General features: G+C 65.4%; 12 protein-coding genes. 2 read left to right on the top strand and 10 right to left on the bottom strand.

The window, feature by feature from the left end:
- Positions 1-65 precede the first annotated feature (65 nt).
- The 9 genes from EL255_RS01550 to EL255_RS01510 form a co-directional block, all read right to left on the bottom strand.
- A complete protein-coding gene (locus tag EL255_RS01550) occupies positions 66-1286 on the bottom strand; it encodes a type II secretion system F family protein (RefSeq protein WP_042651875.1) in 1221 nt (406 codons plus the stop codon).
- 3 nt (positions 1287-1289) lie between these two features.
- Positions 1290-3002 carry an MSHA fimbrial ATPase MshE gene (gene mshE / locus EL255_RS01545; RefSeq protein ID WP_042651874.1) on the bottom strand — a complete coding sequence of 571 codons (1713 nt, stop codon included), beginning with the start codon at positions 3000-3002 and terminating at the stop codon, positions 1290-1292.
- Between the two features lie 101 nt (positions 3003-3103).
- Complete coding sequence (locus EL255_RS01540) at positions 3104-4198, bottom strand: tetratricopeptide repeat protein (RefSeq protein WP_042651873.1); 1095 nt, start codon at positions 4196-4198, stop codon at positions 3104-3106.
- Positions 4195-5085 carry an ExeA family protein gene (locus EL255_RS01535; RefSeq protein WP_042651872.1) on the bottom strand — a complete coding sequence of 297 codons (891 nt, stop codon included), beginning with the start codon at positions 5083-5085 and terminating at the stop codon, positions 4195-4197. The genes EL255_RS01540 and EL255_RS01535 overlap by 4 nt, the downstream gene beginning before the upstream one ends.
- An 82-nt stretch (positions 5086-5167) precedes the next feature.
- Positions 5168-6856: a pilus (MSHA type) biogenesis protein MshL gene (gene mshL / locus EL255_RS01530; protein ID WP_042651871.1), complete on the bottom strand. Its 1689-nt coding sequence runs from the start codon at positions 6854-6856 to the stop codon at positions 5168-5170.
- A gap of 70 nt (positions 6857-6926) precedes the next feature.
- The gene (locus EL255_RS01525; RefSeq protein WP_269471666.1) at positions 6927-7271 is read right to left on the bottom strand and encodes a SctD/MshK family protein; all 345 of its coding nucleotides are present in this window, start codon (positions 7269-7271) and stop codon (positions 6927-6929) included.
- On the bottom strand, positions 7264-7911 hold the full coding sequence (locus tag EL255_RS01520; RefSeq protein ID WP_042651870.1) for a type IV pilus inner membrane component PilO: 648 nt from the start codon (positions 7909-7911) through the stop codon (positions 7264-7266). The genes EL255_RS01525 and EL255_RS01520 overlap by 8 nt, the downstream gene beginning before the upstream one ends.
- On the bottom strand, positions 7911-8504 hold the full coding sequence (locus tag EL255_RS01515) for a PilN domain-containing protein (RefSeq protein ID WP_042651869.1): 594 nt from the start codon (positions 8502-8504) through the stop codon (positions 7911-7913). Before EL255_RS01515 ends, EL255_RS01520 begins: the two co-directional genes overlap by 1 nt.
- Positions 8505-8601: 97 nt before the next feature.
- Positions 8602-9465, bottom strand: coding sequence for a type IV pilus biogenesis protein PilM (locus EL255_RS01510; protein ID WP_042651868.1), 864 nt, complete (start codon positions 9463-9465; stop codon positions 8602-8604).
- A gap of 69 nt (positions 9466-9534) precedes the next feature.
- Between EL255_RS01510 and EL255_RS01505 the strand changes: the two genes are divergently transcribed.
- The gene (locus EL255_RS01505) at positions 9535-10482 is read left to right on the top strand and encodes a 1-aminocyclopropane-1-carboxylate deaminase/D-cysteine desulfhydrase (protein ID WP_084228234.1); all 948 of its coding nucleotides are present in this window, start codon (positions 9535-9537) and stop codon (positions 10480-10482) included.
- A 22-nt stretch (positions 10483-10504) separates the two neighbouring features.
- On the opposite strand, the gene EL255_RS01500 is transcribed toward EL255_RS01505, so the two are convergent.
- Positions 10505-12433 carry an EAL domain-containing protein gene (locus tag EL255_RS01500; RefSeq protein WP_042651867.1) on the bottom strand — a complete coding sequence of 643 codons (1929 nt, stop codon included), beginning with the start codon at positions 12431-12433 and terminating at the stop codon, positions 10505-10507.
- Positions 12434-12916: 483 nt separating this feature from the next.
- On the opposite strand from EL255_RS01500, the gene EL255_RS01495 reads away from it, so the two are divergent.
- Positions 12917-14461 (top strand): EAL domain-containing protein, encoded by a 1545-nt coding sequence (locus tag EL255_RS01495; RefSeq protein WP_084228257.1) that lies wholly within the window; start codon positions 12917-12919, stop codon positions 14459-14461.
- Positions 14462-14627: the final 166 nt, after the last annotated feature.

Genomic DNA, 14627 nt, shown 5'->3' with positions numbered 1-14627 from the left:
GATACCCATTACTTGCCGCGCACGGCACGCACCATGCCCCCCATCAGGAGGGTGAAGATGCCTCATCACTTGCCGCGCACGGCACGCATCATGTCCCACATGGGTGTGAAGATGCCCAGCGCCAGGATCAGCACCATGACCGCCACTATGCCGATCAGGATGGGCTCGATGCGGGCGGTGAGGCTCTTGAGGTCATAGTCCACCTCCCGCTCGTAGTATTCGGCCGCCTCGTGCAGCAGCTCATCCACCTGGCCGGTCTCCTCTCCCACCGCGATCATCTGCATCACCAGCGGGGTAAACAGGCCGCTGCCACCGGCGGTGCGCAGCAGGCTCTCGCCACGCTCGATCCCCGCGCGCATGTCGCGGATCTGGCCAGCCATATAAGCGTTGTCCACCGCGTCGGCCACCAGGGTCAGCGCCTGGTTGAGCGGCACCCCGGCCTTGAGCATCATGGAGAAGCTGCGGGCAAAACGCGCCAGCAGGGAGCGCTCTATGATGGTGCCGACGATGGGCAGCCTGAGCTGCCATCTGTGCCAGGTCAGCTTGCCCCCGGGGGTCGCGACCCAGCGCCGCCAACCAACGACGGCGCCCACCAGTATGGCGAGCAGCAGCCACCAGTAATGGACGAAGAAGTGGGAGGTGGCGAGCAGGATCCGGGTCGCCAGCGGCAGCTCGACCCCGAACTTGGCAAACATGCCGGCGAACACCGGGATCACCATGATGTTGAGGATCACCATGGCGATGCCGATGGCAATCATCACGAAGCTGGGATAGCGCATGGCGGTCTTGATCCGCTTGCGAGTCTCCAGCTCCAGATCGAAATAGTTGGCGAGCTGCAGGAAGGCTTCCTCCAGCTGACCGGTGTTCTCGCCGACATGGATGATGGCGACAAACAGGTTGCTGAACACCCTGGGATGGGACTGCATGGCGCTGGACAGGGGGCGACCGTTGCCAAGATCCTCCCCCAGCGCATGCAGCGCCCGCTTGAGCGGCTTGCTGTGGGCGCTCTCCTCCAGCCCGGCGATGGCGCGCAGTATGGGGATTCCCGCCCGGGTCAGGGCGTACATCTGGCGGCTGAACACCACCAGCTCGTCCAGCTTGACGCCCCCCTCCAGCAGCAGCGACCAGTCGATGCTGGCCGCTTTCGCCTTGCCCGGTTTGAGCTCGGTCGGCATCACGCCGCGCCGCATCAGCTGCTCGGCGGCCGCCATCTCGCTGGCGGCATCCACCATCCCGCTGACGGCATTGCCCTGACTGTCGCGGCCCTTGTAGTTGAAGCTGCCCATGGCTTAGCCCAGATCCTCGGCCAGCCTGAGCACCTCGTCCACCGAGGTGATGCCCTGCCGGGCATAGTCCAGCGCAGTCAGGGCCAGGGGTCTGTAGTGTTCATGGTCGCGCGCCGCCCGGGCGAAGCCCTCCGCATCGTTGCGGCGCAGGGCATCCATCATGGGCTGATCCAGCTCCAGCAGCTCGTAGACCCCGATCCGGCCGCTATAGCCGGTGAAGTTGCAGCTCTGGCAGCCTCGCCCCTTGTGGTAGGCATGCTGACCCGGCACCTCGCCGGAGAGCACGCCGAGCCAGGTGGCCTGGCCCTCGTCCGGCGCCTGCTCCTCGACACAGTGCTCGCATACCCGCCGCACCAGGCGCTGGGCCACCACGGCCCGCAAGGCGCTGGCCACCAGATAGCCGGGGGCGCCCATGTCGATCAGGCGCAGGGCGCTGGTCACCGCATCGTTGGTGTGCAGGGTGGTCAGCACCAGGTGGCCGGTGATGGCGCCACGCAGGCCGATCTCCACCGTCTCGTTGTCCCGCATCTCCCCCACCAGCAGGATGTCCGGATCCTGGCGCAGGGTGGAGCGCAGCACCTGGGAGAAGGTGAGGCCGATCTTGGGATTGACCTGCACCTGGTTGACCCGCGGCAGCCGGTACTCCACCGGATCTTCCACCGTGATAATCTTGTGGCTGGCCTGGTTGAGCTCGGAGAGCGCGCCGTAGAGCGTCGTGGTCTTGCCGCTACCGGTCGGCCCCGTCACCAGGATCATGCCGTGGGGGCGTTTGAGCTGGCGGCGAAAACGCGCCAGGATTGCCGGTGGCATGCCGGTCTCGGCCAGCGAGAGGATGCCGGAGGATTGATCCAGCAGTCGCATCACCACGGATTCCCCATACTGCACCGGCATGGTCGACATCCGCACGTCCACGTCGCGGCCGCGCACCTTCATGGCGAAGCGGCCATCCTGGGGCAACCGCTTCTCGGAGATGTCGAGCCCGGCCACCAGCTTGAGGCGCAGCACCAGCGCCTGGGCGATGCGCACCTCGCTGAGGATATTCTCGTGCAGCACGCCGTCGATGCGCTGGCGGATGCGCAGCACCTTCTCGTCCGGCTCGATGTGGATATCCGAGGCCCCCACCTGCACCGCGTCCTCGAACAGGGAGCGCAGCAGCTTGGCCACCGTCGCCTCCCCCTCGTCGGCCCCGGTATTGAGGTTGCTGCTGCCGAGCTCGAACCCGGTCTCCTGATGCTCCTCATGCAGTTGCACGGCGAAGCTCTCGATCTCGCGGGTGCGGCGATAGAGCCTGTCGAAATACTCAAGCAGTTGGCCTTCCCGTGCCACCGCCAGCACCAGCTCGCGCGGGCTGAGCAGGGCGGCGATGGCATCCAGGGCGCTCAGATCGGCGGGATCCGACATGGCCACCGTCACCTTGTCGTCGCTGAGGTTGACCGCCAGCGCACGATAGCGACGGGCCTGCACCTCCGGCAACAACGCCACGGCCGCGGCGTCTATGGTGAGGTTGTTGAGATCGAAGAAGGGCACGTCCAGCTGACGGGCGAGGAACTGCAGCAGCTGCACCTCGCTGATGAAGCCGAGATCGATCAGGGTGGTCCCCAGCTTGCGGCCGGTCTGACGCTGCTGCTGCAGGGCGAGCTGCAGCTGATCATCGGAGATGATCTGCTCCTGCACCAGCAGATCGCCGAGCCGCATTTTCAGTCTGGGTTGTGCCATTGCTACTCCAAATTCCTAATTCTGATTACGCCGATTACCGTGATGACACCGCCGCCACCGCGTCCGATTAGGCGACCCTAATCGAACCTACGAACCGGTACCTATGGGGCCAGCTGGGCGATGCGTTGTTCCAGCCAGCGGGCCGATGCCTCGCCGAGGTTGCCGTGCAGCTGGGCGTTGCGATAGGCATCGAGGGCGCGCTGGCCGTGGCCCTGGCCATCCTCGGCCACGCCGAGCCCGAGCCACCAGCGGCCCTGGTCCGGCTGCTGGCGCAGCAGCTTGACGTAGAGATCTGCCGCCTCGGCATTCTGGCCCAGCTCCTGGGCCAGCCCGGCCCAGGTGGCGTAATAGTCCAGGTTGTTGGCGATCTCCGGCTGGAGGCCACTCAGCCAGCCGAGCGCCTTGGGCCTGTCCCCCGCGCCTATGGCCACCCGCGCCAGCAACAGCCGGAAATCGGCCTGCTGAGGCGCCAGACTGAGCCCCTCTTCCAGCACCTGCCCGGCCTCGGTCAGCCGACCCTCGCCATAGAGCAGGGCCGCCAGTTGCTCGCGCGCCCCCTGATTGTGGGGATCATGGGCCAGCACCTGGTAGTAGTTGTCCTGCGCCTCCCGCAACTGGCCCTTGGCCATGGCGGTGGTGGCCTTGCGCTCGGCCAGGGCCGCCAGCTCGGGCGCGGAGAGCTCCACCGTCTCGATCTTCAATATCCCGGGCTTGCGCGGCGGCGGGGCCATGACTGCCTCCTGCTCCGCCGCCAGCTCGGCCTGCAGATCCGGCTGCAGCTCCTCGTCGCTCGGGATAAGGTAATCGCCCTCCTGATCCGGTAGTTCCTGCGGCGCCGGGGCCTCGGCGATTGGCGCAGAGGTCGACTGCACCGGCTCGTCCGGCATCCCCTGCGGGACCGGCAAGGCCACAGCGACCGCCGCCGGCTCCTGCGTCATCGATGCCACAGACGCGGCCTGGACTATGGCATCAGGCGCGAGCGGCGCATCGATCTGGGTGACCGGGGGATCGACCCGTTGGCTCTGCTGCCAGTAGATCCAGGAACGCCAGCCCAGGATGCCAAGGGCCAGCCCGCACAGCAGGGTCAGCACCAGCATCCACCAGCCTTGCTGGCGCACCGGTGCCACATAGATGGCGGTGCCCTCGCCCTGCTGGCGCTGCTCCAGATCCTTGAGCATCTGATTGATCACGCTCATGGCCAGACTCCGTAGGCCAGGGCAGCGCCCAGCAGCAACAGCAGCGGCCACCAGCGCACTAAGGAGCCGCGGCTGGCGTCCTCGGTATCGCGGATGGCGAGGCGCACCAGACGGGGGCCGATCCGGCGCATCCCACGGCCGTAGGCCAGCATCAGGCACTTCTGGGCCAGCACGTTGATGAGCCGCGGCACCCCGCGGGACGCCCGCCACAGCAGGCGCAGGGCACGGCCCTCAAACAGCGGCGCACCGCGATAGCCGGAGACCTGCAGCCGATGATCCACATAGGCGCGGGTCTCATCGACGCGCAGGGCGCGCAGGCAGTAGGAGAAGCCGATGCGCTGGCGCAGCTGGCGCAGGTGGGGCCTGGCCAGCCGCGCATCCAGCTCGGGTTGACCGAACAGCACTATCTGCAGCAGCTTGCTCGACTCCGTCTCCAGGTTGCCGAACAGCCGGATCGCCTCGAGCGTCTCATCCGGCAGGGCCTGCGCCTCGTCGATCAGCACCACCACCCGCTGACCCTGCTGATGCAGGGCGATCAGGTGGCGATGGATGCGATCGGTCAGATCCAGCTCCCCCTGATCCCGCATCGACAGCCCCAGCTCCAGCGCCAGGGCGGCACGCAGCTCGCCCGGCGTGAGATGGGGATTGGGCAGCCAGGCCAGGCGCACCGGGCGCGCCTCCGAGCCGAGTTCCCCCAGCAGCTTGCGGCAGAGCAGGGTCTTGCCGGTGCCCACCTCGCCGGTCACCTTGATGAAGCCCTCCCCCTGCGCCAGCGCCCAGTTCAGCACCTGCAGCGCCTCCTCATGGGGCGGCAGGCCGTAGTAGAAGCCGGTATTCGGGGTCAGGCCGAACGGTGCCTCCCGCAGGCCGAAGTGGCTCAAATACATGGGCTCTCCCCCGGCGCGTCAGCGGACAGGTGAGCGGCGACCGAGAGCCGACGAGCGGGTACGAGCGGGGCGCGAGTCATGCTTAGTCCTCGGGCGGATACCATTTGTCGAGCAGCTCGGAGGAGCGTTGCAGCTCCTTCTGCCAGGTATCCTTCTCCACCACGGTCGGCTTGAGCAGGATCACCAGCTCGACCTTCTTGGTGCTCTCGCTGCGGTTGGTGAAGGCCTCACCGACCCAGGGGATGTCGCCGAGCAGCGGCACCTTGCTGACGATCTCCTGCTTGTCGGTCTTCATGAGGCCGCCGATGACGATGATGTCGCCATTGTTGGCCTGCACCACGGTATCCGACTCGCGGATGGAGCTCTTGGCGAGCGGCAGCACCAGGGGATCCGCCGTGCCGACGTTGATGGTCTTGCTCTGCTCCTCGGTGTCGATGACGGAGGGGTGGATGTGCAGCAGCACCCGGCCGGCCTCATCGATCTGTGGCGTCACGTCCAGCGCTATGCCGGAGAAGAAGGGGGTCAGCTCCACGTTGGGGGTGACGATGGGCGCCGAGTTGCCCGAGGTGGTGGTGGTGGTCGAGGCGTTGGTGACGAAATACTCGTCCGTGCCCACCTTGATCACCGCCTTCTGGTTGTTGGTCGCGGTGACTCTCGGGCTGGAGAGGGTGTTCACGTCGCCCTGGGTCTTGAGCAGGTCAACGGCCACCACGAAGTTACCATCCGAGATCTTGAAGCCGGCACCGCCCCCTATGGTATTGAAGATGGGATTGCTGGCACCGACCTGGCTGCCGCCCAGGCTGCCACCGCCGATGATCCCCTTGTTGCCGTCCCAGGTGGCGGAGAGGCCGTTCCAGTCCACCCCCTGCTCATAGCCTTCGTTGAGGGCAACCTCCAGGATCCGCGCCTCCAGCACCACCTGGCGCTTGAGGTGTTCGCCGGACTGCTCCAGGAAGTCGCGCACCGCCTTGAGCTCGCCGGGATAGGCGCGCACCGTGACCAGGCCCGCCTGCGGGCTGGTGATGACGGCCCGTCCCTCGCCCGTGCCGATCAGCGTCTGCAAGGCCTCGCGCAGATCGGTCCAGTAGTCGTTGTTGCTGTCCGTCTCGATGCGGGTGCCGTTGCTGTTGTCGCTGTTGCCGTTGGAGGAGGAGCCGTTGTTGCTGCCGTTGTTATTGTTGTTGCTGCTGCTGTTATTGTTGCCGCTGTCGAAGTTGTTGTTATTGCCGTTATCGTTGCTGTCATTGGCGGTGACGCCGCCGGTGCTGACCGAGGTGCGGGAGAGGCCGCGACGGGACATCATCAGGTAGTTGACCGGTATGGTCTCGGTACGCAGGCCGGCCGGGTAGACATGGAAGACGTTGCCCTTGCGCTGCACGTCGAAGCCATACATGTCGCCCACCACCGCCAGCGCTTCCTGCAGGGTCACATCCTTCAACTCCACCGAGATGGAACCCGCCACCCCGGGGTGCACCGCCACGCTGTAGCGGGAGCCCTTGAACAGGGAGCCGAAGAACTCGACCGCATCGACATCATGGGCCGCGATGCGCAGCCGCTTCTCCGGCACCGCCACCGGCTGCGGGATCCGATCCAGCTGCAGCAGTTCGCTTTGCACCGAGGGGGGCAGGGTGGTCAGGGGCGAAGTCTGGTTCTGCTCGGTCATGGCCTGCTTGAGGGCGTCCTTGGCCTGCACCGGATCCGGATGCTTGTAGGTAGTACAACCTGCCACCGCCAACGCGAGGGGAAGCAGGCATAAATGGTGTTTTTTCATGTAGTTAGTGCACCTGACTCGCAATTAAACTCGATAAAACCGGCCCGTGACCTTCTGCACGGCACCGACTTCACATCCTGATCTTGCTGCCGAACAGGGTCAGCGCCTGGCGTTTGCCCGCCTTCTCCAGCACCACGGCATCGGCGCTGATGGAGAGCAGCCGATAGCCCTCGATCAGTTGACCGACCCGATAACTCTGACCATTGAGCACCGCCAGCGCCGGCCCATTGCCCAAGATGATGCTCTGCAATCGGGGCAGGCCGGCCCCCTTGTCCGGGGCGGCGCCCGTGCTCATGCCGGCCAGCGGCGCCGTGGGATCCTGCAGCACCTCGGCCCGGGCCTGCGGGCTCAGCAGGCAGGCCCACAGCGCCAGCCAGATAAATCCGGCCCCGTATGTTGTCAGCCACTTAGCCACGGATAAACTCCTTGCTGGTGCTGAGGGTGTAAATTTCCATCGCCACCGCCGCCTTGGGATGGGCGATCACCCGGTAGTCGAAGCCCTGCCAGTAGAAGTGGCGAGGCAGTGACTCCAGCGCTTTCAGGTACTGGTAGACATCGAAGTAGCCGCCCTCCAGCTCGAGCCGGATGCCGTGCTTGAACAGATTGACCGACTGCTCCCCCGCCATCAAGGGCTCAGGCTTGAGGGAGCTGAGCGCCAGCATGTGCAGGTTGGCGGAGCGGGACAGCAGCGCCTCCAGCACGGCCGGCATCTCGTGGGCCGGGATCAGATCCACCGTCTGGGCCTTGAGCTCGGCGTCCAGCCTGCCGAGGCTGGTTTCCACCTGGCCAAGCTGTTCCCGCACCTGCGCGTCGGGATCCCGCGCCAGGCGGGCCTGCTTGCCCTGATTCTCAAGATCCAATATCTCCAGATCCCGCTGCGCCGCCGTCAATGCCAGTCGATCCTGGCTCAGGCGGGTATCGGCGGCATCCAGCCAGCCGTAGATGCCTGCGGCGCCGAGCAGGATCAGCCCGGTCAGCAGTATCATGGCCCTTTCCCGCAGGCTGAAGGCGGCGACCTGCTGCGCCCAGGCCTGCCATTGTGCTTTCATGTCCATCAGGGCTTCTCCTGCGCTATGCCGCTGAGCTGGAAGGCCAGCCGGCCCTCCTTGTCGCGGCTCAGGGTCAGCTCGCCAAACTGCTTGCCCGCCAGGGAGGGCGTCTGCTTGAAACGATTGACCCAGGCGGGGACATCCTGGCTGCGCTCGGCAAACCCGGAGAGATTGATGTGGCCGCCGCTGATCTCGATCCGCTGCAGGGAGAGGCGGGGGTCGCGCAGGCGGGCCAGATCCGCCATCACGCCGGCGTAGCCCTGGGATTTTTGCAGGGAGAGGCTGCCCAGCTGGCGCATCAACCCCTGCATGGCGCTCAGCTCCTCTTGCCTGGCGATGAGCTGCTGTTGCAGCAGGCCGTCGGCCTGATGACGGGCTAGCTCGGCATCGAGCCGTTTGGCCTCGCCGCGCCGCACATCGAGCGCCGCCCGCACCTGGGCCAGCTCACGGCTGACGCCCTGTTGCTGCCAGGCGTAGCCGAGGCCGACGATCAGCATCAGCACCAGGCCGATGCCCCAGGCAAGCGCCATCTGATTGAGGCTGGCCCACTGGCGCCGGGGACGAAATTCGGGGCCGTAGAGGTTGATATGACGCTTCATCGTTCAGCCCCCAGCGCGGCGCCATAGGCACAGAGGTATTCGACACCAGCCAGCCATGCGCTCTCGTTGACCATGGGGAGGAGATGGGTAGCAGGGGTCATGACTCTGCCCCCAGTGCGGCGCCGTAGGCGGAGAGATATTCCACGCCAGCCAGTATCGCCTTGTTGGCCATGGCCGATACCGGGAAGCCGAACGCCTGCTCCAGGTGGCGCACCAGAGTGCCGATGAAGGGGGAGCCGATGGCGAGCTGCATCTGACCCGGCTCCGGCAGCTTGAGCTGGCCCGCCAGATAGTCGAGGGAGCGCTGGATCTCCAGGGTCAGTCCATCGAGCAGATCGCGATCGGGTTCCTGGGCGCCGGTCAGGGCGCCGAAGCCACGCAGCTGGCGCGAGAAGCAGAGTCCGCCCTGATGGAACACCAGCAGCTGCAGATCCTGCCCTCTGGGCTGCCACAGCAGCATGCGCACCGACTGATCCGCCTCGTAGAGGGCCGTCATGGCCAGCTCGTCGCTGACGATAGCCTCCAGGCTCGCCACCCCGTTGACCGCCTCCACCAGCTGCTGCACCCGGCTCTTGGGCACGCAGATCACGTTGATGCGCGGCCGGCCGGCCGGTGGCGTGGGCAGATCCACATAGTCCATGGCGAGCTGCAGCACGGGTTCGTTGACGAAATCCTTGATGGCCCAGGGCAGGGCCCCGGCCATCTCGGCGTCGGGCACGGCGGGCTTGTCGATCTGGATCTGTTGATAAAGGCTGGCGGCGAGGGCGACCCGCACCTTAGACTTGGCCAGGCCGTGCTGGTTGAACAGCTCGCCCATGGCCTGCTGCCACTCGTGGGGGCCATTGATGGCACGGCTGGTAAAGACGGGAGGCTGTCCCACGCACGCCAGCAGGATGCGGTCGCTGGCCAGCAGGAGTCCGACCTGGTGAGCGGGTGGCGAACGTCGAAACAGTGACTTCATTGAGACCTGTACCTGACTGCATGAAACGGGTTAAACCTTAACATAAACAGGCTATTAGCCTCCATATTTATGAAAAATGACACCATATCGGCCAACGCTTTGCCCCGGGAGGGCGCTCAAGGGGTCGCCGGCCGGATCCCCTCGCCACTGCACCAGCTCCAGCATCCCCTGCTGGACGCCCAGGGGGTGCGACTCTGGTGCAAGCGGGACGACCTGATCCACCCGCTTCTCTCCGGCAACAAGTGGCGCAAGCTCAAGTACCAGCTGCAGCAGGCCGACGCGCTGGGCAAGACCCGGCTGATCTCGTTCGGGGGGGCCTACTCCAACCACATCCACGCCCTGGCGGCGGCGGGCCATCTGACGGGGCTGCGCACCACCGGCATCATACGCGGTGAACCCGAGGCCGTCAGCAACGCAACCCTGAGCGCGGCAAGGGGCTGGGGCATGGAGCTCGTGTTTGTGGACCGGCAGAGCTACAGACGGCGCCAGGATCCCGACTGGCTGGCTCAGTTCATGGTCCCTGACAGCCTGCTCGTGCCCGAGGGTGGCAGCGGTCCGCTGGCCATTCCCGGGGTCGCCGAGCTAGTGGCCGAGGTGCCCTTCTCGCCGGATCTCTGGGTGCTGCCCTGTGCCAGCGGCGGCACCCTGGCCGGCCTGGTCGCGGGCAAGCGGGCGCAGGAGCAGATCCTCGCCATCGCCGTCCTGAAGGGCGGGGGCTTCATCCATGACGAGGTCTGCCGCCTCCATCCCGCGGCGGCCGGCACCGCCGGCTGGCGGATCGCGCTGGATCACCACGACGGCGGCTATGCCAAGTTCAGCCCGGCCCTGTGGCAGTGGGTGCAGGCGTTCAGCGCGCAGACCGGTCTGCCGCTCGAGCCCATCTACAGCGGCAAGGCGATGTGGGGCCTGTTCCGGGAGCTGGCCGCCGGTCACATCCCCCGTGGCAGCGAGATCGTCTTCATTCATACCGGTGGCCTGCAAGGGCTGGCGGGCCTGAGAGAGCAGGGCCGCCTCTGAGGGCGGCCCCGTCACAGCGAGATCAGGCCTCGGCCGTGTCCATCACCAGCCAGGTCGGCTCGGCAAACCAGGGCCCCTGGCCGGCGTGCACCCCGAGGTGGCGCAGCATCTTCCACTCGTCACCGCTCTCCACCCCCACGGCGATCACCCGGGTCTGGGTGTTGGCGCAGCCGCCGACCAGGCTGCGCACCGCCATCTGATTGACCTGACGGCTGTGGATCTCTCGCACCAGGCTGGGATGGAGCTTGAGGAAGTTGATCTCGAACTCCTTGATGTACTGGGTGCTCACCACATCCTGCCCGGCGTGATCGATGGCCAGCTGGCAACCCAGCATGCGCAGCGCCCGCAGCGGCCGCTTTAGGGCCTCGTAGTGGCGGGTCACCTGGGCCTCCGACAGCTGCAGCACCAGATTCTCATTGATACTGCGCGGCAGCTGGAACAGATCGAAGAAGAGGGTACGCTGGAACTCACGATTGAGCAGGCTCTGGGCGCAGAGCGACAGGCTGATGGGGCAACTCGGCTCCTGGCGCTGGCGCAGCAGGCGCAGGGTCTGGGCCACCACCAGCTTGTCCAGCGGCAGCAGCAGCCCGGCCTTCTCCGCCATCGGCATGAAGACCCCGGCCTGCAGCTCCCGATCCTGCTCGTCGCGGATCCGGATCGACAGCTCCTGTTGCAACACCACCTGATCCCGCTCCTGCTGCACCGGCTGCAGATAGAAATAGATGCCCTGCTCCTCGATGCGGCGGTTGATGAGGGTGCGCCAGCGCACCGTGCCCTTGCTGCTCGGCTCCTCATCCAACAGCTTCTCGTAGAGGAACCAGCCGGTGTGGCCCTGCAGCCGCGCGCTCTTGAGCGCCAGCTCGGCCTCCTCCTGCACCTTGAGCAGCGAGTCCCGCCCCTGATAACAGACGGCACCGAGGTAGACGGCGGTCTCGGCATTGACCGACTCGGGCCAGTGCAGCCGTTGCAGGCTCTTGAGCAGCTGGCTGGCGCCGTCCACCATCTCGCTCTCGGACATGTTGGGCAGCAGCACGGCAAACACCTGGCCGGCGTAGCGGGCCTGCAGGGCGCCGTTGTGCTTGCGCACGAAGGTGCCGATAGAAGCGCTCGCCTCCATCAGCAGCTCCTGGCTCTGGCGCCCGGTCAGCTCGGGATCCAGCTCTTCCAGGCCGGCCAGCTCGATCAGCAGCACACCGCCGCTGATCACGCTCGCCTCCATGATGGCGCTCTCCAGCCGGTTATCGAAGAACAGACGGTTGCCGATGCCGGTCGCCTTGTCGACGAAGGCGTTGCTGCGGATGAAGTTGTCGAACCGGCTGCGCTCCTTGCGGGCGTCGGCCAGCTCCGCCAGCAGGTGGTCGATCGCCTGGCTGGCGGAGGCGGGCCACTCGTCGGCCGGATCATGGGCCAGCTTGGTGAGCTTGCCATCCAGGATCAGCTGGGCCCGCTCGGCCAGCAACTCGGCACCGCGCAGCTGCAGCCGCAGCCAGCGGATGGAGTACCAGAGCCCGAACACCACGATGAAGACCCCGAAGGAGATGCCGGACATGGCCTGCATGGAGTACTCAAACTCCTTGAACGGCCGGTCCAGCTTGAAATCGGCCTGCATGCCGAGCTGATGGGGAATGGTTTGGCTATAGGGGATCAGCAGGCTCTCGTCGGTCTGCTGCTGCACATCGCGAAACCAGTAGACCCGCTGCTTGTCCTGGCGGATCTCCAGCTCGACCACGTGGGCAGAGCGCAGCAGCGACGGCAGCCAGCGGGCAAGATCCTGCGGATCGTCGGCCGCGCCCAGCTGCTTGTCGATGATCTCCACCAGGGAGTCGACCCGGTTCTGCTGCAGCTCCATGCCCATCTGACGAAAACTGAACACCCCGCCGAGCAACACCATGGTCATGGCCGCGATCACGCACAGAGTAATAAACGAGACGAGCTGAGTAGTCAGTTTCATGTGCCTTTCCGTAGCCGACAGCATCCATATGGCCTCATGGTATCAGCCTTGGTCAAAACCCGCCTACGGATGAAGATCCCGCTTTTGTAATTAAGCGACGCGCGTGCAGGCCTCTCCCGGGTGGGAGCCAGGGGCTGGGAGTGGGCAAAAAGGCGGGAAAGGCTGACTCGCGGACAGAAAAATGGTCCCACAGTGGGGACCAAAAGAAACACTCAATATCAAAACTAACACTCTGTGCTACTGACAAAAATAGATACAGGAGTATTGAACACACGGTGAGTCAAACCGCAGGGCTACTCTAAACCAGTTCAGATAAGCTGGACAATTGTTAGATATGACAGGTCGGCGATTGATTTTTCACCACTCAGGTTGCGAAAACAATATTAATCATCTAGTTAGCCAAGGGATGCATCGCCGTTTCTGCTGCTGTCAAATCGATGCAGCTAATCCACTATGCTGACACGCGCCGATCACATACTCTGGATGCTCCACCCACCTTCGTCGAGCAGGTACCCCTTGAAACGGATTTCTCCCTTCTGGATCAGCCCCTTGCTGCTCGTCCTCCCGATCCTGATCTGCCTGTCACTGAGTCGTTTGACGGGAGACATGCTGGCCCACTACCTGCTGCAGCAGAAGCGCGCCGAGATAGAGACCACCATGGCGGAGCGCCAGCAGGCGCTGGAAGAGGGGATCGACGATCAGCTGGTGCAATTTGCCTTCGACTGCGGCGAGCAGGACATGAACCTGCTGCGGGATCCCAAGCACTACAACCGACATATCCGCCTGCAGGGGCTGCGACTGGCCTCGGGGAAGGGGTGCTCCAGCCTGGGGCCGGACCTGCCGCTCATCGATGCGGACTCCCTCTCCGAGACCGCCGACAGCACCTTCGGGCTGACCGCCACGGCGCCCGAGTATGATACCGAGCAGGAGCTGGTGGTGTTCTTCAAGCGCCAGGGCAACCTCGCCTACTGGGTACTGAGCAACAGCTGGAGCCACACCATACTGCAGCAACCCTGTGCCGGCTGCTTCTACCTCGAGTTCACCCCGCTGGTGCCCGGCATCTCCCGCCACAAACTGTTCCCCCGCGGCGAGCAGGCCATCAGGGAGGAAGCCGACAGCCAGAGCCTGAGCTTTACTCCCACCTCCAGCAAGATGCAGCAGACCCTGTGGGCCGGTCGGGCGTTGCGGGAGCATGCCCTGGCCCTGGCCTTCAAGGGCGGCCTCTGGGCAGGCACCGCGCTGGGGGGGCTGCTGCTCGTCTGCTACTGGTTGCTGCGCAACTACCGGCGCTCCCTCAAGGGGTTGCTGCACACCGGGCTGGCACGCCAGGAGTTCGTCCCCTTCTACCAGCCCATCGTCGACAGCCGCACCCGGCGCGTGGTCGGCTTCGAGGCGCTGCTGCGCTGGCGCAGGGGGGGCGAGTTCACCTCCCCCGGCGCCTTCATCGCCTATGCGGAGGAGCAGGGGCTGATCCTGCCGATGACGGAGCAGCTGCTGGACAGGGTGATCGCCGATCTGCCGCAACTGGCGCCTGAGCAGTGGGTCAGCGTCAATCTGGTCGCCGCCCACATCGAGCACTCGCTCCTGCGCGATCAGCTGCAGCGCTACGACTGGCCCTCCCCGACCCGGCTCACCTTCGAGCTCACCGAGCGTGAGCCCATAGTGGACATAGCGGCGGCCACCCACGAGATCACCCTGCTGCAGGAGAAGGGCTATCACTTCAAGCTGGACGATTTCGGTACCGGCTATGGCGGCTTCGCCTACCTCCAGCAGCTCGGCATCCGCCAGATCAAGATCGACAAGATGTTCGTCGACTCCATCGGCACGGACGATCCCAAGCGCAACCTGCTGGACGCCATCATCGCCTTCGGCCTGAAGTCCGACATGGAGATGATCGCCGAGGGAGTCGAGACCCAGGAGCAGGTCGACTACCTCGGCCAGCATGGCGTTTACCTCATTCAGGGGTACCTGTTCGCCCGCCCCATGCCACTGCACGAGTTGCTGGAGTGGCAGCAGGGTCACCGCTAGCCATTTTCCCCTGATCTCTCCCCGCAGGCGCGGCATGGCGCCCGCGGCCCCTTCCCGGGCGGCAACCCCGCCGCCGGCCGGTGCCCCGCCCTGAAAATGATTTTTCCCGAACCGGACAACAGCCCTTATCATGTGTCCATCTGTCGCGATCCATGCGCACAGATCC

The organism is Aeromonas encheleia (assembly GCF_900637545.1).
GTDB classification, from domain to species: Bacteria; Pseudomonadota; Gammaproteobacteria; order Enterobacterales; family Aeromonadaceae; genus Aeromonas; species Aeromonas encheleia.
The sequence above is the reverse complement of the archived record's forward strand: the minus strand, read 5'-3'. Positions and strand labels throughout refer to the sequence as shown.